Genomic DNA, 19,602 nt, shown 5'->3' on the forward strand with positions numbered 1-19,602 from the left:
GGCGGACCAAACGTTGCAAGAGCCTATTTTTTCTTTCCTTTTCTAGATTTCTTTGGTTTCGGTTCCTGAAGTTGATGTAGGTTTACTCTTATCTTGCTTATCGTCTCGTCATCGATGGTTACCACGGAATATTCCACATAAGGCATTTCCGTATCAGTAACGAATTTCACCAAACCGAAACCGTTTTTCTCATTGTACCCAAACAGGGACTGGTTGCGGATTTCGTGGTAATGTATATTACTCATCCGCCCACTGGCGAATTCGTAGAGCGGATAGCTCCCCTCCCGTTCCGTTTTCCAAGCGTCGTGTCTATGTCGGTCGGAGGATAACAGGAGAACTCCCTCGATTTTATTATCGGAAAGAAAATCGGAAATATCTTTTCTTTCTCGCTTATAACCTTCCCAAGTGTCTGTTCTTCCTTGATAAATATCCTTGGCTCCATATGCCCAAGTGACCGGCGTAACGATTACCTTAAATGTCGCTTCCGAGGCTTTCAATGAACGTTTCAGCCAATCCAACTGGACTGGGCCCAGCATCTGCGGTTTCCTTTTGGTGGACGGTTCGCGATAATAGCGTCCATCAAGGAAGAAGAAATCCACGTCACCAATGGTTTGCTTGAACCAAACGCCGGGCATGCCGTCGGTAGCGAAACCGGGGTTAGCGAAGTTTTCTTTGAAGACTTGTAAAGCGTCCACTTTCCAAGCCGGCGTATTCACTTCCGGCCCTCCGAAAGAATCGTCAATACCGAAATCATGATCATCCCAAACGCCTATGTACGGTGTGCTGGCCACCAGTTTTCTGAAATGCGGAACGGACTGTCGTTGGTAATAGCAGAATCGTTGCGTTGGTATGGATTCAGGATGGTCAATGTAGACATTGTCGCCAAGTCCAAGAAAAGCGACGGGCTTCCGCTTGGCTATCGCCGACCAGATATGTTCAAAATCTGGATTATAGGCCGAACAACCGCCAAAAGCGATTTGGAAACTTCCTTTGGCCAATGGCTCGGGCCGGGTGACGAAAGTGTTTACGCCACCTTCCAATACGCCGTTGATTCTTACGCGGTAAAAATATTCCGTATTGGCCGTAAGTCCGGTCGCTTTGACTTTGACGGTATTATCGGCTTTGGAGTCGGTACGGCCAGAGAAAAACAGAGCGTCAGTGCCGAAGACATCCGAAGTCGAAATCTCAATGGCAATATCAGCCTCTTCGGAAGTCCGGAGCCAAAAAATTGCGTCCTTGTCTGTCAGACCACCCAAAGCCGGACCATGCACGAGTTTTCCGCCATAAACCTGACGGTACTGTATAAAAGCGACACTCTTATATAAAGTCCCGAACCCTTTGCGGGGCCCTGCAAGGAATCGTCCGAAGGGCATTCCCAAGTTTATGGATTTCTTAAAATACCGGACACTCTCCAGCGTATTCCCTTTTACGGAATAAGCCAGTGACAAACCAAAATGGACTTCCGGGTCATCAGGATTTTTCTCCAGATAACGAAGCATTCCTTCGATCGCTTCGTTCACTTTTCCCGAAAATATTTTTGCTATTTCCTCCCTGTTTTGCTTCCTGCGCCATTCGTTTCTGTTATAGCTTACCACTTCCTGCGAAAAAGAACCGAAAGGGAAAGCGAAAAAAAACGCCAGCGTTAACAACACGTTCCTACTCATATCTGCTTTTCTAAAAATAAAAAACACGGCGAATCTGCTTCCGCCATAACACATCCCAAAGCAAAAGTAAAAAGAGATAGGAAACAATTCGGCCGAAAGCCGGCCAAACATGCGAAGTGTTGAATCAACGTTTGTAACAAATATATTCCACCGATGCCGGGGCAAGATTGTTCCGTTTGAAATCGGCGGCAATTTGTCCCCTATGGTAGCTGGAATGGTTAACTATATGAAACAGGATATCGGCCAAAGTATTCCCGTATTCGTTGCCTTGGCTGTTTTTGTAAGCCACACGTTGGTCCAGTTCGTTCGCCTCGATGATCTTAATCGAAGTGTCGTAATTGTTCCATTGAACAGGCGAGAACCTATCGAGTGGCATACTTTCCCAAATGGGCTGATAGGTTTCGTATTCCAATACCCGGGTGTTCCAGGTATCGTGCGATGCCAAGATGTGTGACATTAAATCCAATGAACGGTGGGGAACCGTTTCGCCTTGCTCCACCATATGGCGGATGATTTTGGCGTTTGCGTAGTGGTCATACTCGAAAAGGTTTTTGAGGAATGTTTTCATAACACGCTTTTCAAGGGATAAGAAATGGAGAACCGAAAAACCTTTGTTTTCGGGCTATCGTTTGTTTTGGCTTCACTCCGGCAAGTCCGGCGTCTGTGGCCGTCAATAAGTTACGAAAAACATTCCCACCAAGCGAAGCGTCTTCTCCTAATTCTTAATCGAAAGCGAGATTTACTTTTCTTTTATAACCACCGCATGTCCGTCCGGATCCCGGATGATAAACATCTTCTTACCAAGTATACTCACCATTCCTTCCGAAACCATTCTTTTCGGGTACGACCTTACCCGCCTGTATATTTGGTCGATGTTGTCAACAACAATCACCGTCTGCCAATTCCAGACGTCATACGGACGGGAATCATACGGAAACTCTTCTCCGCTTCCAGGCTTTAAAAACTCCAAAAACTCAACGCCCATTCCCCCTTCAGTTGGGCCGAGTCCCGTAATCTTTACTTCGCATCCTTTCACTCCGTTCAAGTGTTCTTGTTCGGCTCCGTAGTTTTTACTTTCTCCGCGGATTTTCATTCCCAAAATATCACGATAAAAACCTAGGCTCCGGTTGGTGCTCGAAACGGCGATGGCCGTATGATCTATTCCCATAAACAAACGGCCTTTGGGGTTGTCCTGCCATTTCGGGTCGCCTTTTCCCTTCGGAAACCAGATAAGTTCCAAAATATGCCCCTCGGGAGCCTTGAAGTAGAAAGCTTTTATGCCCGCGGCCGCTTTGTTCCAATCGGGCAATGTTTGCGGAACATTCGAGACTTGCTTTACGCCCATAGCCCGTAACTTGTCGTAAGCCTTGTCCATATCACTAACTACGATGGCCATATGCTGAAAAATCAGGTCATTGCTTTTCATTTCCAAAGGCATCGGTTTGCCTTGGGGTGTCAGGTACTCGGTCAGGCGGATTTCCTGATCGCCAAGCGCCAGCCGAGCCACTCTAATATTCAGGTTGAAAACTCCCTGAAGATGTTCGTAATCGTCGCCATAAAACGTTTCGTCCGAAATGCGGGAACAGCCGAAAGCTTTATGGAAAAACTCCACGTTGCGATCAATATCGTTAACCGTAAAGCCAACAGATTCCAAGCGCAAAGCCTTTTGGGCGATGGCCGAAATGGATAAAAAGACAAAGGCGAGCGCTAAAAGGCTGGCCCTAAACGGAAATACACTCTTAAACTTTCGCATTTTTCTCTTTCTTTTTGGATAACAGATGTACTTCCGCCGCGGTAAGCATACCGGCGATGGGAACGATTATATAAATCCAGAACGCCGTCCAAGTATGGGCAGGCAACGCACTGGCAAAACTCCGGGCCGGGTTCATCCCGAAACCGGAAATCGGGCCGGAAACGACTACATAAGTGCAGACTAGAACCCCAGCGAAAACTTTTGTAAAGCGCTGTAACTTCGGGTGTCCGGACGTGTAAAGCACCATAGTGATCATCACAAAGGCTATGGAAAATTCCATCAGCAAAGCTCCCAAGACACCATATTCGCCTGGGACGGTCACTACATAATTAATGGCAGGTTCAGTCAGCATTCCGTTCATCAAAACTTTCATCAGATAAACGGCCAACGTTCCTCCCAGAAATTGAAACAATATATAGAATACCGTATCAACCGTATTGATTTGGCCTAAACGGTAAAAGACAAGCGTAACCGCCGGATTGATATGGGCGCCAGAAGGGCTGGTCCAGGGCGAATAAAAAATAAACAGAGCCGTAAGCCCCATCGCTACACCCATAGTGGCCAGTTTGGAAAAGTCGGACACAAACAATGCGCTTATCGGCGATTGATCCGAGGCGATAAGCGCCCAACAGAAGCAGGCCGAAACCATAAATATGGCCAGCCCGAACGCTTCCATCAAGTACATTTTATAATTGGCTCCCAACGTAGCCACCAGATGCTTAGTCCGCATTTCCCCTTTCGTTTCCGCAATTGTCGAACAGAAAACCAACACGCAAGCGCCTCGCTTGGTTTGGCAGGAAAAGGAAAATGCGTATTGAGAATGAGAAAGTTTAATGCACGCCCTTCATCCACTTTTTTACTACGGGTGTGGCCGCCAAAGCCAATAATCCCAACGCAATGGTAATCAGTCCAACGGCTGCGTAAGTACTGACATAAGTATATAACTGCTGAAAACCTTCGCCCATACCGGCTACTTGCTCTCCGTCCAGCCCCGTTACCGTTTGCGTATAACTTTTCATAAAGGAACTATTCATCCAAGCCGGCGCTTCGGAGCCCGAGGCCGTTAAGCGAGCAATAATCCCTGCGAAGAAATGGCCGAAGGACGCGGCGATAAACCAAACGCCCATAATAAAGGAAACATATTTGGCGGGCGAAAGCTCGGTGATCTTCGCCAAGCCAACGGGCGAAATAAACATCTCGCCGACGGTATAAATAAAGTACCCGAACAATAGAAAGAACATCGGCGTGCGGGCCAGTTCGTTCACTTCTCTCGCTGACGAGGCAAAAATGACAAAACCGATTCCTACCGCCACAAGGCCCACCGCAAACTTTATCGGCGTGGCCGGATTCCTTTTTATTTTCGAAAGAAAAGTCCACAGGAACGCAAAAGGCAGGCAAAGCATTATTATAAAGGTGGAATTGATACTGTTAGTCTGTGCGGCGTTTATGCCCAAAAGTTCCACATTTCGTTTGGCAAAAAGGGTAATCGAAGAACCCGCCTGTTCGAAAACCGCCCAAAATACCGTGGCTAAAAACGTGAAATAAAGCGCGGCCATCAGTCTGGAACGCTCCGTGGAACTACTTTCCCTGAATATTTTTGCGATAACCAAAGCCAAAACCGCCGTTACGGCTATCATTAGGTAATGTTCGTATTCGTGGAAAAAAATCAGACCGGCCACCAAAGGCACCGCCAATACGGAACCAATGACCACTTTGCCGTTCAATCCCATGATCTTTTTACCGTTTCCGGTCTGCGCAGATTTCGGTTCGTTGCCTTCCTCTCCGAAAACGTTGCTTTTCGTTCCGCCCTGGAAAAAGAGCAAACCGAAAACCATACCCACCCCCGCAAGGCCAAAACCATAATGCCAACCGTAAGTCATCCCCAACCAAGCGCAAAGCAACGGAGCGATCATACCGCCTAGATTTATTCCCAAATAAAAAATGGTGAAACCTGAATCTATCTTGCCCGGCTGTTTTTTATAAATAGCCCCGACCATCGAAGAGATATTCGGCTTGAAAAAGCCGTTGCCAATGACGATCAAAGCCAAGGAACCGTAGAAAAATATGGGATGCTCCACCGAAAGCGTCAGGTGCCCGATGGCCATCAATATTCCACCCAGAAAAATCGCTTTGCGGTAACCGAGTATTTTATCGGCGATCATGCCACCGAGCGGAGGCGTGGCGTAAACCAACGACCCATAAGCCGCAAAAATACCAAAAGACATGGCGTCGGAATACAAAAGGTGGTCCGTCATATAAACCACCAGCATGGCTTTCATCCCGTAAAAAGAAAAGCGCTCCCACAACTCGGCGAAGAAGAGATAAAACAAACCCCGCGGGTGCCCAAACCATTGTTTGCCCTCGGCTGTCTGTAACGTTTCTTCCAGTAAACTCGTTTTTGTCTGATCCATTTCCAGAAAATGTTTTGTTCATTTCCCGGCAAACTCATCCATTGCGAAAGGCTTTGGTAACGCGGCGGCAAAAAGTAACAAGGAATAGCCTTCGGTAAGCTTTTGTTATTCAGTTACAATTTGTTACAATCGTTTTATAATCCTGATTTTCAACATCTTCATAAAACTCATAAAGCAAGGAATCGTCAAAACGGATATGCTCCGGCAGCACCCGCAACCGGTATTTCCCTTGTCCCACAAAAGTAAAAAGGTCTTTACGGTCCAGCTTTTCCTCTTCCTCAAGGCCCGCCGCTTGGTTAATATTATCGACTATCCGCGTAAGGTACGTCTGTCCTTTTATCTCGCCACCCTTTCCCACTTCCAGATATTGTCCCTCCCCTTTTCCGAACTTCCTACGGATTGCGAAACGCAAAAGGTTTTTGAATTGCGTAGTCTTTCCGCCCAAATCCAACGCTTGGTCGGGAACATTGCGCGAAGGAAGCACGAGCCTAATCAACGACCAATCCAGGAATTCCAAACGAAGCTCGCCGGGTTTTGGCCTTTGGGCCAATTGTATTACCCAATTAGTAGCCAATACCAAAAAGATGGAAATCAATGACGTTTTCGCTACGATGCGGATCAGATAATTCGAAAAGCGATTGTCCATCGAGCTGATAATCTCGGGCAATTGCGAATAAAGCATCAAGACAATCGAAGCGATGGAGATAGCGGCCACAACTTTGAGTTCCTTCGAGCGGAAAGTGCGGAAGAAAGCCACCGCCATAAGGAATGACAAAAACGAAGACAACAAGAAGTCCGGCACAAAGCTGACGTTGATTCCATACACAACTTTGTCGCCCAAGAAGCCGAACAGCCCCACCGACAAAACCGAGACGGACAAAATAACGGTAGCCATGACCTTCGCGCTTTTTTCGTTCCTGTAAATAAACTCGGGGGCTTTTTCGAAATAAAAAAGTCCGTACAAAAGGAAAAAATTATTGGCCGTTGACAAAAGTCCCCGCACGCCGTGATCCAGAAAGTAATTGCCCTGTTCCAGATCTTTCGAGATGAATCCCCACGCGCCCGACACTACCCAAACAAAAATGGAACAGCTCAAAAACGCCAAACCTTTGTCAACCCGCCGCGGACCGCCTTCCTCTTCCAACACTTTCCGGAACCGTTTCCTTACCGAATACCAAATGGCAAACAGAAGGACGGCGCCCGTAAGTGAAATAAATATATGTGAAAGCAGATAAAATCGTTCGAGTTCTGGCATAATCGGAAATACTTTTCCTCTGATAAAGGAGAGCTGAAAACTGTTCTACAGAAATGTCAATCCGACAAATAATATAAAAATTTTTGGCGGAAAATTTCAGTAGCCACGGCTCTCCTTTTATTATGCGAAACTCATAAGAACACACGCCATACGGGCCAAATAGCCAAAACCAATCCCAGTAATCCCAACGGAAGGACTACCAACGACGATAATACGGTCTCTTTCTTCCAATAAGAAATCCCGGAACAAACCATTCCTACCACACCCACCATAAAGGCAAAAAACCTTGTGGGATAATATGCGAAAGCAACAAGAAACAGGGCTCTTGTTTTGCCTGAAGCCTCCTTATATTTCAATAACAACTCATAGTTGACGAAGACTCCAACCGCAACACTAACAAAAATCAATACGATTGACGCAACAAAAAAAGGTCGTTCGAATACGGTCTTCCTTACTGCATTTATCATTGTGCCCGTTTCAAAATCCAATTCGCAAGGCCCATCATCAACGCAGGGGAAATTGTTTGTTTAATAGTCGGGTACTCCGCCGGCAATCCTTTTTCGCATTCCTGAAACAAATGGTTAAGTCCCGGCAACACCTTGAAACCCACTTTCGTATTGCCTGCTTCCTTTAGTGCCGCTTTCATCGCTTCCAAGTTTTTCTTTGCGGGCACTTGAAGATCTTTTCCTCCGAAGACCGCCAATACAGGACAGTTCACCTTTTTTAAATAAACCGACGGCTCATGACGCAAAAAGCCCATCATCCACGGAGATCCCAATGTCTTGGTGTGTTGCGAAGCGAATGTTTCCGCCGTACCTCCTTGCGGAATCGCCAAAGGATTTTTCTTGGCGTAGTCCAAAAGTCCTTTTCTCAACTCCGTTTTCCCTTCGGCCTTTTCCGCCACTTCGAAAATCCCGCGGTTAATGGTCTTGGCGATCTTCACATTTACAGGGGAAACGCCCGAGGCCCAAGCGATTTCTTCCTGCTGTTGCAGAAGCAATTCGGAACCTTTTATCCCGACACCGGCCAACATTACTATAAATCCGACATCCGCCCGGCGGCTGGCCACCATCGGAGCTATAATTCCGCCCTCGCTATGGCCTACGATTCCGGTCCTGTCATCAATAGTTTCTTTTCTGGCTTTTAAATAATCAAAAGCGGCTTCCGCATCTTCGGAGAAATCGACAGTAGTGGCCGCGGAAAAATCTCCTTCGGATTCGGCCGTGCCCCGGTCATCGTAGCGCAAGACGGCCACTCCGTTTCTGGTCAGGTAATCAGACAAAACCAAAAAGGGTTTGTGACCGAAAAGATTACTGTCACGGTCTTGCGGACCACTGCCGCTTACCAACACAACGGCGGGAAAAGGGCCTTTGCCCGCCGGAAGGCTCAAGGTTCCGGCCAAGCGGATACCCGCTTTCTTATTTTCGAAAGTAACTTGTTCGGTTTTGTAAGGGAAAGGTTCTTTAGGCTCCTGCGGACGGGAAAATTTGATGTCATCCTCGCCATTTTTCCTCGTAATATCCAGAGGAAAGGTCATACCCCTTTGCTTAAAGGTTCCTTTTACTTCGCCTTCGGCCAAGACACCTTCATAACTGGCCCCCAATTGAGTGGCGGCAAAGCGCAAAGTATCTTTTTCGAAGGTCACCCAAGTGACGGGCATCCCCATTGCCCCTTGGTCCGGACTGTCCAGTGTAGCGGTATAGTTCCCCGGAACACCTTCGATGTTCAACACTAAACGAAGAGGCAATCCCCCAACTTTCAAAACGCCTTTCCAAGATCCGGAAACGTCGGTCTGTCCGTAACCGAAAGCCGAGTAAACAAACATGGCGACAAAAAAGAAAATTCGCTTTTTCATAGTCATTGACACTAATGGTTTGAAAAAGAGACTCCGATGATCATCACAGGAAATTATGTTTGTTCCATATGAAAAAACAGACCATGTCTTTAGCGAAAGCGGAGGTCTCCCATTTATAAAGTGTATTTTATCTTAGGATTTATCTTTAGCAGTTCGGCGACAAAAAGCCTTTTGTCTTCCGGAGACAAAAGTATATAATGATCGTTACCGTAAATCACCTTTATCCGATCAAGCGACATCGCCGGCGAAGACAGCGGATTGTGCGATTTATGAATTTCCTTTATGTCGGACACTAATATGTCCTCGTTTATCAAAAAAGAACACTTTACAGACAATCGTCCGTTGTCCGTAATCCGGTAAACAGTGGTCTTGAACAAATGAATCACAAACACCGCCGATGAAACACTTACAGACGACGCTATAAGCGCATCCGTACTAAAACCGCTTTTCCAAAAAGGTAAAACCGAAGTATAAGCCAATATGGCAAACACCGGCGCGAACAGCCAAAAATCCACTTTCGATTTAAATACTTTCGTTCCCATAAGCCCTTTGCTTTTTTTCAAAAACCCCCGGCACTTTCTTTTGCTTTCCACAAAATCGAATTTCCCTTCTACCTTTACATATTATACGTAATTCATTGGTGTGAACGCACGAAATAAGTGATCGGCGGATAAAACAGTTCGTACAAGGTAAATAAGTGCTTAGAGCGGATTTTGAATAAAACCGGGATAAATAAAACGTTTCATGTTGTGAAACGGACATGAAAAACAGTAAAAACAGCAATTCACTTCACCGAAAAAATAAGTCTATAGTAGATATGAAGCGCTAAGGAATAAAAACGCCTTCTTTTGATTTGCAATAAGGCCCGCACATATCAGAGACACAAGCCAAAGGTCCAGAGGAGTTTACCACCGTCCTCTTTTTCATCAATCGAAAATCTTCTCCAACATAAATGGCAAGAAGCCTGGCGTTACTGATCAATTGTCCGGAAACGCTGGTCCTTCTTTCAAAACAAAGCTTCAGGCCTTTCTCCTCCGTATATTCCCCCAAAAAATTCTTGGCTTTCAGCCTTGCGTAAAACGCTACATCATCCCCGGCTTCTATATTTACCTTCAATTTCCTGTCTTTCAGGTCCTGTGCGATCATTCCTACTCGTAATCCGCCACAGTTCGCCACAAATTTCGAAGAATAAACCTTGATTCCCGAAAGCTTTCCGTGAACAAACCTGAAAGTCATTAGCCTGTTGCCGTCATCCTTTAGATCAAAAAAGCTCTCGGTATCTCCGCCGCCGGCCGTATAGCCTTCAAGGGGAGTTAAAGTATAATCACCCAAATTATATTTTACTTCTTCAACATTGTCGCCTATATCAAAGGCACCGGCGTTTTTGCCCGTAATTTCAAAATTACCGGAAGCGCTGCAGGCAACCAGCGCCATGCTGAAGAGCAAAAAAAGAAGGGCATTACGGTTCTTCATATTATAAGAAATATAAAAATCGAAATCGATTATGCGAGACTGGAAAGTCCGAAATATTATTCGATTAAATATATAAATTAATTTTAATGCGTAAATGTAACTGTTGATTTTTGTTCTAAAATAAATAGAAATATTATTAATTTCAAAGTGATTATGCAGAGTAGCAGGTGATTATTGTATGATTACAAGCTTTCGTCGTTAAAAATTAAAAGAAACGGCCTCCTAAAGCTGGCTAAACGGCTTGCTAAAGATATTCATATTACGAATATTATTTTTTATCGTTCGGGAAAGGGACTCGCAAACAATTTTATAAAAAACAGTAATTCGAAAAACATATCGGCACACCGCTTGCGAGATGATTATGCAGTAACAAAAAAATTACTGTTATGTATAATCGAACAAGTTTGATCCTCAAGTACGAAAAGGATCTGCAGAAAAAACAAAACGAATTGACCGAACTCGAAGCCCTGTTGCCCGATTTCGACAACATGTTGACCAATCAGTACGCTCTTAAGGAGAAAAAAAGACTGATGGATCGTAAAAGTAAACTCGACGAAGAGATCGAGCAACTTGGAGATCTTTTGGCCGACATGAAAAACGACGTGGACGACACAACTCCGGTCGCCTAAGCTACTCTTACACCCCATTTAAATAAAGCCCCTGCCGAAATCGGTGGGGGTTTTATTATTTTCTTTCGTTTCTGTTATTCAAAATACAAACCGTTGTTGATGGCTCTCAATAATTATAGAATCATTTTTCCCTTTTAAAACACTTTCCACCAACTTTTCGGTCTCTTTTCCAGCCTACTATTTTGTGGAGTTTGTTTAGGGCTATACCATAAAGTATAAACAGTTGGATCGATGGGATAATGATTGCTTGTGTATTCAATCTTAAAAATATAATCTTGAAGAATAGTATTTGTTGATGAGTTATAGAAAGCATATTTATCCGTGGATAATCGAATCTTCCCCAAAGTATTGAGAGCCTTTTCGAAATCCCCCTTATCCAGAAATGTTTGCGCCAACAATCGCCTTGCGGCATTTTGTCCCGTAAGATTCAAAGTCCCCAACTTTTCGATTTCATTCGATATCATACAACTTAATACGGAATTTTTTGGTGTACAATTCGAGCAACCTTCCTCACATTTCTTACCACCCGGCGCATTTGTCGAAAAAGGATATTTAGTGCTCGATGTCCCCATCAAGAAAATACTTTTGCCCTCTCCGACTGAAGGCACAACATAGCCTTCCGGTAAATTATTAAGTTGCTCAAAGAGAAAAATTCCGGTTTTATCTTCAAGTGGGTCCAACACTTGGGTGTATGGCGTACCTAAAGTGTCTTTATAATAAACATTAAACTTGAGGATCTTCGCCGGACCAAAACCCACATTGCTTATTCGAAAACCGTTGACAGGCTCGCTGTCAACGGATAAATAATCTATTTGCAAAATGGGCTTCTGGTTATTAATCTCAAACCTTTCAAGGGTTTTGGCTTGCTGATAACCAAAATAACCAACTATAACTGACACTAAAAGGGAACCCAACGCTAACAGTTCGCGTTTCGCTTGGGCCTTTATCAAAGTCCATAGCCTTTTTAGCCTTTCCATCTTACGTGTTTTTTTCCTTCCAAAATAATAAGCTTCCCTTACTAAAAAAGCTCTAAGTCCTTACAGAAATCACATCCCGCCCGATATTTGATAAAGCCTAAAAAACAAAACATTGAATCAATCCTCTTGAGCCAACTAACCCTATACCACCGCATACAGATCTACAAACTCATCCGCGAGGGTTTGTCCGACTCTCGTGTGGCGAAGAGTATTGGTTTTCATCGTAGTACGGTGTGCCGTGAGCTGAAGACTAACGGCGGCCGGAAAGGGTATAACTTTTTGTTGGCGCAACAGGCCCGTGACCGCCGGCAAGGCATGGCCGTAGGTCCGCGGATGCTTTTTGGCGGCGGCGTACCGTTTAACTCCGTCTTGCGCAAGAGGGGCTTGCTTTACTCGCACCTCTCCCATCTTCATATCGATTGGTACGAGCGTCATCAAAATCACTTTAACCGCGCTTACGAAACTTGGCGACACCGTCCGTACGAAAAAGGCCGTATCCAAAACAGGACCGCCAATATTCCCGCAAGCCTAACCGTTAATTCCGGTTACGGTGAATATGAATCGAAACCCACTTTTTTCTTAAAAAGAAAAAAAATTCTTCCGGGTATTGATAGCTCCCAAAGCTGTTTCAAAAAGTATCAATACCCAACCTCTATGGGATTAGTCCGCCTTGCTGACAATGTTTTTTCCATTAGCGTTTCCGAAAGGCCTTTTTCCATTTGTTTAGCAGTCTCCCTTGCCGGTTAAACTCGTACTCTTCCTTTTCTATTCTCTTATTTTGTCTCCAAACTTCATTATCCGTCTATTTTCTGTTCGGGTTTGGGCAAAAATCAAGGCTTTGTATTGTCCAAAAAAAAGTGTTGCGTTTTAACAAGACGATCCGGTGAGTCCTTCGCTATCAAAGTTCCTTTTAACAGTTATTGAATTATCTTTTCCGGTAACGAAACCGGTAAGTCGCTTTATGATTAAAAGACTTTTCCCGCAAACAAAATGGCTTACATTTAAACAGGTCAAAACATTATATAAAGAATTCCTAGTATTACTTAATTATGAATGATTGTCTATAAAAGTAAAATGATGATGTATTACGCCAATACTAATAATACTTATGAATACATTTGCATGATTGAATTGTTTTAGAGTATAATATTTTTAATTCCCTTCACCAATGTCTAATAGCGAATTCCCTGTAGAGTATATCAATGACAGCTATTTGAAAATCACCTACCTCAAGACTTATGACGACGAGGAGTTCTCGGAATTGCACAAGCACTTGATAGATTTCCAAACCAAATGCCCGAATAAAGGCCTCCTTATGGTGGATACGAAAAAGATGGGCGTCCTCTCGATGGAAAAGCAAGCGCATATAGCCAAATATGTAGTGCCAACACTGTCGGAGCAAGCGGGGCAAAAAATGCGCATAGCGCTTTTGTTGGGCGATGACGTGTTCGCCAGTTTCGGGGCGAAGAACATTGCGCAAAAGTCAGACGACGCGTCGGTAACCAAACCTTTCTCAGATCAGTCGGAAGCGGAAACTTGGCTAACCGAATCGGTTTGATCGTTTGATTTGATTCCCTCTGTCCTGGCATTCGTGTCAGGACAAGGCCAAAAACCCTTATGCACATTATCCGCATAAGAGTCCCTCCCCCTCCCATCATCCATAATGACTTTATTCTTCATTCCATTTTTATAAATAACCAATACTTCAAGTTCTAGAAAATGTCAGTAATTACCCCTTCGTTGGAATACTTGGATGACGCTTATATTAAGTTCGTCTACGAAAAAAAATACAGTACGGAAGAATTCATACAGATCCATAACGATCTTGTAGCCCTACAAGCCGAGTGCCCCAACAAAGCTTGGCTTTTGGTGGATACAAGAAAAATGGGGCCGTTATCAAAAGAAAAACAAGAGCATGTAGTCAATGACTCTGTACCAAAAATGGCCAAACAGGCGGGACGCAAGATGCGTATAGCGCTTTTGTTGGGCGATGATGTCTTCGCAAGTTTTGGGGCCAAGGCAGTGGCCGAGAAATCTAACGAATCTTCGGTAAGCAAATATTTCTCGGATGAAAAAAGGGCTATAGCTTGGCTCAAGGAAAACTCCGATGAAAATCCGGCGAAGACCAAAACTTTAGAGTTCGTTGATGAGACTTATATCAAGTTTGTCTACGAAAAGAATTATGAACTCAAAGAGTTTAAAGAAGCCCACGAGGCTTTGTTAAAGCTGCAGTCCGAATGCCCGACAAAGGACCGCCTATTGGTGGATACAAGAAAGATGGGGCCTATGTCGGAGGAAAAACAAGAGATTCTGGTAAGTCACACTATCCCGAAACTGGCGGAACAGGCGGGAGGCAGAGTACGTGTGGCTAGATTGATGGGCGAAGACGTGTTTTCGAATTTCGGGGCCAATATTGTGGCGCAAAAGACCACGGATCTTTCAATGTCCAAAGACTTCTCGGATGAGAATGAGGCGGTTGATTGGCTGACGGAAGGAATCGGAGTAGAACTGGAAAAAACATTAACGTTGGAATTTTCCGAAGACTCCTATATCAGGTTCGCATACCAAGAAAAAAGCACTAAGGAAGAGTTCGAAACGTTGCACAAAGATCTGGTGAAATTCCAGAAGACTTGCCCGAAAAAGAACAGGCTAATGGTAAATACCTCCAAGATGGGGGTGTTGTCATTAGATCAGCAAGGCTTTATCACCAATAAGATTATACCGCAAATGGCTACGCACGCAGGAGAAAAGATGCGCATAGCGTTAATTCTGGGCGATGACGTGTTCGCTAGTTTCAGTGCGAAGAATGTAGTGGAAAAATCGGACGAAGTGTCCGCGACACAATGTTTCTCGAACGAAGAAGACGCGGCCGCTTGGCTGAAAGAATCGGTTTGACCAATTGATTTAATCCCGCCTGTCCTGGCATTCGTGTCAGGACAGCGCTAAGAGCTCCTTATACAAATTATTTGCATAAGAGTTCTTCCCCTCCCATCATCCATATTGACTTTATTTTTCATTTTTATAATTAATCAATACTTCAAGTTTTAGAAAATGTCAGTAGTAACACTTCCTTTGCTGGAATACGTGGATGATGCCTTTATCAGGTTCACGTACCAAGAAAAATGTACCAAAGAAGAATTCGAAACGTTGCATGAGGATCTGGTGAAATTCCAGAAGACTTGCCCGAAAAAGGACAGGCTGATGGTAAATACCACCAAGATGGGTGTGTTGTCATTGGATCAGCAAGGCTTTATCACCAATACGATTATTCCGCAAATGGTTGAGCATGCGGGAACAAAAGTGCGCATAGCGTTAATTCTGGGCAGTGACGTGTTCGCCACATTCAGCGCGAAGAATGTTGTGGAAAAATCGGACGAAGTGTCCGCGACACAATGTTTCTCGAATGAAGAAGACGCGGCCGCTTGGCTGAAAGAATAAGTGTAAGTACGGAATTTACTCTTATCGGACATGTGCCGGAGGCCTCTTTTATAAGGCTTTCGGCTTTTTTTGTTTTCGTTCCTATCCCTTTCTTTTACAACCCTATTCCGGACAAAAACGTCCAAGGTTAGGCTTTTGACAGACATATCCGTAACAAAAACGATTACATGCGGATGAACATTCGGGGTACAAAGATGATTTTTGCCGGCAGGAGCGCTGTCTTCACCCGCTTTGTTTGGCTGGATGGCCCACTAATGCTTAAATTTATACTAATAAGTCCAAGTGTCAGGGACTCGCCCCCCGCGTTTGGTCTAGTACCGTATGTTTTCATACTACACACATTTTTGAACGGTATTCCCCGCGGGGAAACCGCTAAGCGCACATTTTCTTAAACGTAAGATCTTTCTCAAATGAAAACAAATCGAATCGCCAACGGGCTTACGGCCCTGGTTTTGGGAGCCCTCAGCATCGCGTGCGGGCCCGACAAAACCAAAACCGGAATGGCCACGGCCGCCGCTGACGAGGACCCGACCGTTTTCGTGGATCCCTTTGTGGGCACCGGCAGTTACGGACACACTTATCCCGGCGCCAGCGTGGCCCACGGTATGGTGCAGTTGAGTCCCGACAACGGTTACTCGGGCTGGGACCGCATATCTGGTTACCATTATTCCGATACTTTGATCGGCAGTTTTAGCCATACACACTTTACCGGCACCGGCGTGGGCGACCTTTACGACGTGGCCTTTATGCCCGCCGTAGCTCCTTTTAAAGTCGCCGCCAAGATAAACCCTAAGAAATACGGGGAAATGACCGGCTTTTACAGCGCCTTCAGCCACGACGACGAAAGCGCCACCCCGGGCTATTACAAAGTGTTATTGCGCGATTACGGCATTACCGTGGAGCTTACCGCCACCCAAAGGGCCGGCTTGCAGAAATACACCTTCCCCGAAAGCAAAGACGCGCGCGTGAGCCTTGACGTAAACCGCGCCATGAACTGGGACGGCACCACCGACGCGGAAATCCGTGTGGTGAACGACCGCCGCGTGGAAGGTTACCGCAAATCATCGGGTTGGGCTTCGGACCAAAGGATTTACTTTGTTTCCGAATTCTCTAAGCCTTTCAAAAAACACGAGGCCAAGCAGTTCGCCTACGGCAAAGAGAAAACGAAAAGAAACGCCCGCGCGGAGTTCTTTTTCGAAACTGAAAAGGGCGAAACGATTTTGGTTCGTACCGGTATCTCGTCGGTTAGCGTCGAAAACGCCCGTCTGAATCTCGAATCCGAAATGCCGGACTTCGATTTTGACAAATACCGCACGGCCGCGCACGACGACTGGAAAGAAAAACTCAGCAAAGTAACCGTAAGCGGAGGCAAGAAGGAAGACAAAACGAGCTTCTACACGGCCATTTACCAAAGTATGTTGGCCCCTACTCTTTTCAGCGACGTTAACGGCCAATACAAAGGCGTGGACGGAGAGACTAAGACCACGAAAAGCAAACGTTACGACACCTTTTCGCTGTGGGACACTTTCCGCGCGGCGCATCCGCTTTACACCATTACCGAGCCCGAGAACGTGACGGATATGGTGAACTCCATGCTCGATCACTTCGATGAGGCCGGCCGCCTTCCTGTCTGGTCTTTCGCCGGCAACGAGACCGACTGCATGATCGGTTACCACTCCGTTCCCGTTATCGTTGACGCTTACCTCAAGGGCATCAAGGGCATCGACGGCGAGCGCGCTTTCAAGGCCATGAAGACTACGGCCATGATGGACCGCAAAGGCTTGGAAACTTTGAAAAGCCTGGGTTACGTGGCGCAAGACGACGAAAAGGAATCCGTTTCCCTTACGCTCGAATACGCTTTCGACGATTGGTGCATCGCGCAGATGGCCAAAGTGTTGGGGCATGAAAAGGATTACGCCTATTTCACTAAAAGGGCCAACGCTTACCGCAACCTTTACGACAAGGAAACCGGATTTATGCGCGGCAGAAACAAAGACGGCAAGTGGGCAAAAGGTTGGTCTCCGTTGGATTACCACACGGGCCAGTACATCGAAGGCAACGCTTGGCAGTACTCTTGGTTCGTGCCTCACGATCCGAAAGGACACGCCGACCTTATGGGCGGTTATGATAACTACGTGAAAAAGCTTGACGCTTTCTTCCACACCGAACATCCGGAGCCCGAAGGCGGATGGCCTGTTTGGATCAGCGGCCTCAAAGGCATTTACGTACACGGTAACGAGCCGGGCCATCACGCCGCTTATCTTTACGCCTACGCCAAAGCGCCTTGGAAAGGACAAAAGATCTTGCGCGAAATCATGACGGAGCTTCACACCGCCAAGCCTGACGGCATCTGCGGCAACGAAGATTGCGGACAAATGAGCGCTTGGTACGCTTTCAGCGCTATGGGCTTCTATCCCGCCAATCCTACCGGAGGCATTTACGCTATCGGTACTCCTATTTTCGAAAAGTCGGAGATCAAAGTTGCCGGAGACAAGACCTTTACCGTAAAGGCCGAGAACCTTTCGGACAAAAACTATTACATCCAGAGCGCTACGCTTAACGGAAAAAGTTATGACAAGGCCTACATCACCCACTCCGATATCACCGCCGGTGGCGAGTTGGTATTCGTAATGGGCGACAAGCCGAACAAAAACTGGGCGAGCTCCGACGCTAGCCTTCCACCTTCTATGAGTGGAAAAAAACTTCTTATGGCCGGAAAGTAAACGTGCCCCAATACGTTTGAAAGAAGGCCGTCCGCTTACGGTATCCGGAGTTTTCCGGTGCCGGGGCGGACATTTTTATTAGTACAGAGTAAAGAGTACAAAGTAAAAAGGCTGATCGAAGACAAGATAAAGACATATAAGCCAACAGGTTTAGTCTTTATGCATTCTTCCGGAGCAACAATTATTTTACTGGATGTACTTAAGCAAAATGCCCGGACAAAATCGTCCGGGCATTTTTTGAATAGTCTTAACGATGTGCGGACAAAGTAAGCCTAGCCCCTACATACTTTGAGTTTTGATACTCTTTACTCTGTACGCTTTACTTTTTACTCCTTATAAGGAGTTGCGAAGAATCATGGTAGTGGGAACAAGTTTTCTGATTTTCTGCCTTTTGAGGACTTGGCCGGCGGCTTCTATTCCCATTCTGAAAAAATCCGTACTGATAACGGTAATGCCTTTGTCCACAAATTCCAATTGGGGTTGGTCGTTGTAAGTTACCAGGCCTACATCTTTGCCCAGTTCATAGCCTTTTTCACGGCATTGCCTAAGGATTTCGATAAGCTCGGGCTCGCGCAAAGTAAAATAGGCTTGGCCTTTTTTGACCGCTATGCGCTCGTTTTTCTCTATAATACTTCCTTTTATACCGAACTCCTCGCAAAACTTAAGGAAAGAAGACCTTGTGGCGGCGGGGTGGCTCTTGTCATGATAAACCAGATGGAAGCTATCGTATTTGCGTATTCTGTCCAGACCGATTTCCAAAGCCTTTTCCACTTGAAAATCAAAGTTTTGGACCACGGCCGGATAGCCTTTGTCTTCGACGTTGATATCCCAATCGAGCATAATCAAATTGTCGGGATTGATTTTGGAAAGGACTTCGGGGATTTTGGGATTGTCGAAAGACATTACCAAATAGGTATTGTATTTTCCGATGCTGTTGAGAAGCAAAGACTCGAACACCTCTATATTATAATGGTGGAAATAAAGGCCGAGGGAATAGTTTTCGGGCAATTTGGAGCGGAAGGCTTCGTAAAGCCTCTGTTTGAAGTCGCTGTAGGTGTCGAAGAAAAGAAAAACGCGGTTGGCCGTCACGTCGGCCACGTAGTAGCCCTTGGCGGGCGTGGACTGGATAACTTCCCTTTTCTTCAGCTCTTTATAAGCTTTGAAGACGGTGGCCCGAGCGATTCCGGATTCCTCGCTCACTTTATTGACGGAGGGCAGAGCGTCGCCGGCCTTCAGCGTTCCGCCCGCCACGGCGTCGCTTACGGCGTTGACCAACTGTTGAAACTTTGTCAGGCCGGAAGACCTGTCCACACTAAACCGAAACTCTCCCATTATCACACACCTTATATTAGTACTTAGTAAAGAGTAAAGCGTAAATAGCCCGCCCGGTTTTATCTGTTACCGATTGGTACGCAATCAATCTA

The 19,602-nt window shown here is 45.7% G+C and carries 18 protein-coding genes; 6 read left to right on the forward strand and 12 right to left on the reverse strand.

The window, feature by feature from the left end; genetic code table 11:
• Nucleotides 1–23: 23 nt before the first annotated feature.
• From AABK39_RS25325 to AABK39_RS25370, 10 genes are all read right to left on the reverse strand, one after another.
• A complete protein-coding gene (locus tag AABK39_RS25325; RefSeq protein ID WP_338395996.1) occupies nucleotides 24–1,664 on the reverse strand; it encodes an alkaline phosphatase D family protein in 1,641 nt (546 codons plus the stop codon).
• Nucleotides 1,665–1,788: 124 nt separating this feature from the next.
• Entirely contained in the window at nucleotides 1,789–2,232 is a 444-nt protein-coding gene (locus tag AABK39_RS25330; protein ID WP_338395997.1) for a DinB family protein, read from the reverse strand.
• 171 nt (nucleotides 2,233–2,403) lie between these two features.
• Nucleotides 2,404–3,417 (reverse strand): VOC family protein, encoded by a 1,014-nt coding sequence (locus AABK39_RS25335; protein WP_338395998.1) that lies wholly within the window; start codon nucleotides 3,415–3,417, stop codon nucleotides 2,404–2,406.
• Complete coding sequence (locus tag AABK39_RS25340) at nucleotides 3,404–4,147, reverse strand: MIP/aquaporin family protein (protein ID WP_338395999.1); 744 nt, start codon at nucleotides 4,145–4,147, stop codon at nucleotides 3,404–3,406. Before AABK39_RS25340 ends, AABK39_RS25335 begins: the two co-directional genes overlap by 14 nt.
• 100 nt (nucleotides 4,148–4,247) lie before the next feature.
• Entirely contained in the window at nucleotides 4,248–5,828 is a 1,581-nt protein-coding gene (locus tag AABK39_RS25345; protein WP_338396000.1) for a peptide MFS transporter, read from the reverse strand.
• Nucleotides 5,829–5,937: 109 nt separating this feature from the next.
• On the reverse strand, nucleotides 5,938–7,083 hold the full coding sequence (locus tag AABK39_RS25350; RefSeq protein WP_338396001.1) for a hypothetical protein: 1,146 nt from the start codon (nucleotides 7,081–7,083) through the stop codon (nucleotides 5,938–5,940).
• A gap of 131 nt (nucleotides 7,084–7,214) precedes the next feature.
• Nucleotides 7,215–7,550 (reverse strand): hypothetical protein, encoded by a 336-nt coding sequence (locus AABK39_RS25355; protein ID WP_338396002.1) that lies wholly within the window; start codon nucleotides 7,548–7,550, stop codon nucleotides 7,215–7,217.
• Nucleotides 7,547–8,938, reverse strand: coding sequence for an alpha/beta hydrolase family protein (locus AABK39_RS25360; RefSeq protein WP_338396003.1), 1,392 nt, complete (start codon nucleotides 8,936–8,938; stop codon nucleotides 7,547–7,549). Before AABK39_RS25360 ends, AABK39_RS25355 begins: the two co-directional genes overlap by 4 nt.
• Nucleotides 8,939–9,051: 113 nt before the next feature.
• Entirely contained in the window at nucleotides 9,052–9,480 is a 429-nt protein-coding gene (locus AABK39_RS25365; RefSeq protein WP_338396004.1) for a PH domain-containing protein, read from the reverse strand.
• A gap of 283 nt (nucleotides 9,481–9,763) precedes the next feature.
• The gene (locus AABK39_RS25370) at nucleotides 9,764–10,411 is read right to left on the reverse strand and encodes a hypothetical protein (protein WP_338396005.1); all 648 of its coding nucleotides are present in this window, start codon (nucleotides 10,409–10,411) and stop codon (nucleotides 9,764–9,766) included.
• Between the two features lie 386 nt (nucleotides 10,412–10,797).
• Between AABK39_RS25370 and AABK39_RS25375 the strand changes: the two genes are divergently transcribed.
• On the forward strand, nucleotides 10,798–11,040 hold the full coding sequence (locus AABK39_RS25375; protein ID WP_338396006.1) for a hypothetical protein: 243 nt from the start codon (nucleotides 10,798–10,800) through the stop codon (nucleotides 11,038–11,040).
• Between the two features lie 134 nt (nucleotides 11,041–11,174).
• Here the strand turns inward: AABK39_RS25375 and AABK39_RS25380 are convergent, their stop codons facing one another.
• Nucleotides 11,175–12,017 (reverse strand): hypothetical protein, encoded by an 843-nt coding sequence (locus tag AABK39_RS25380; RefSeq protein ID WP_338396007.1) that lies wholly within the window; start codon nucleotides 12,015–12,017, stop codon nucleotides 11,175–11,177.
• A 126-nt stretch (nucleotides 12,018–12,143) separates the two neighbouring features.
• Between AABK39_RS25380 and AABK39_RS25385 the strand changes: the two genes are divergently transcribed.
• The 5 genes from AABK39_RS25385 (at nucleotide 12,144) to AABK39_RS25405 (ending at nucleotide 18,178) form a co-directional block, all read left to right on the forward strand.
• Nucleotides 12,144–12,764, forward strand: coding sequence for a helix-turn-helix domain-containing protein (locus tag AABK39_RS25385; protein ID WP_338396008.1), 621 nt, complete (start codon nucleotides 12,144–12,146; stop codon nucleotides 12,762–12,764).
• 421 nt (nucleotides 12,765–13,185) lie between these two features.
• Nucleotides 13,186–13,575, forward strand: coding sequence for a hypothetical protein (locus AABK39_RS25390; protein ID WP_338396009.1), 390 nt, complete (start codon nucleotides 13,186–13,188; stop codon nucleotides 13,573–13,575).
• A 161-nt stretch (nucleotides 13,576–13,736) separates the two neighbouring features.
• Entirely contained in the window at nucleotides 13,737–14,912 is a 1,176-nt protein-coding gene (locus tag AABK39_RS25395; RefSeq protein WP_338396010.1) for a hypothetical protein, read from the forward strand.
• Nucleotides 14,913–15,068: 156 nt separating this feature from the next.
• On the forward strand, nucleotides 15,069–15,455 hold the full coding sequence (locus AABK39_RS25400; RefSeq protein WP_338396011.1) for a hypothetical protein: 387 nt from the start codon (nucleotides 15,069–15,071) through the stop codon (nucleotides 15,453–15,455).
• Nucleotides 15,456–15,865: 410 nt separating this feature from the next.
• On the forward strand, nucleotides 15,866–18,178 hold the full coding sequence (locus tag AABK39_RS25405; protein ID WP_338396012.1) for a GH92 family glycosyl hydrolase: 2,313 nt from the start codon (nucleotides 15,866–15,868) through the stop codon (nucleotides 18,176–18,178).
• Between the two features lie 333 nt (nucleotides 18,179–18,511).
• On the opposite strand, the gene AABK39_RS25410 is transcribed toward AABK39_RS25405, so the two are convergent.
• Nucleotides 18,512–19,510, reverse strand: a complete 999-nt coding sequence (locus AABK39_RS25410) for a GntR family transcriptional regulator (protein WP_338396013.1) — start codon at nucleotides 19,508–19,510, stop codon at nucleotides 18,512–18,514.
• Between the last annotated feature and the right edge of the window lie 92 nt (nucleotides 19,511–19,602).

Origin of the sequence: Fulvitalea axinellae, from assembly GCF_036492835.1 — a bacterium.
Classification (GTDB): domain Bacteria; phylum Bacteroidota; class Bacteroidia; order Cytophagales; family Cyclobacteriaceae; genus Fulvitalea; species Fulvitalea axinellae.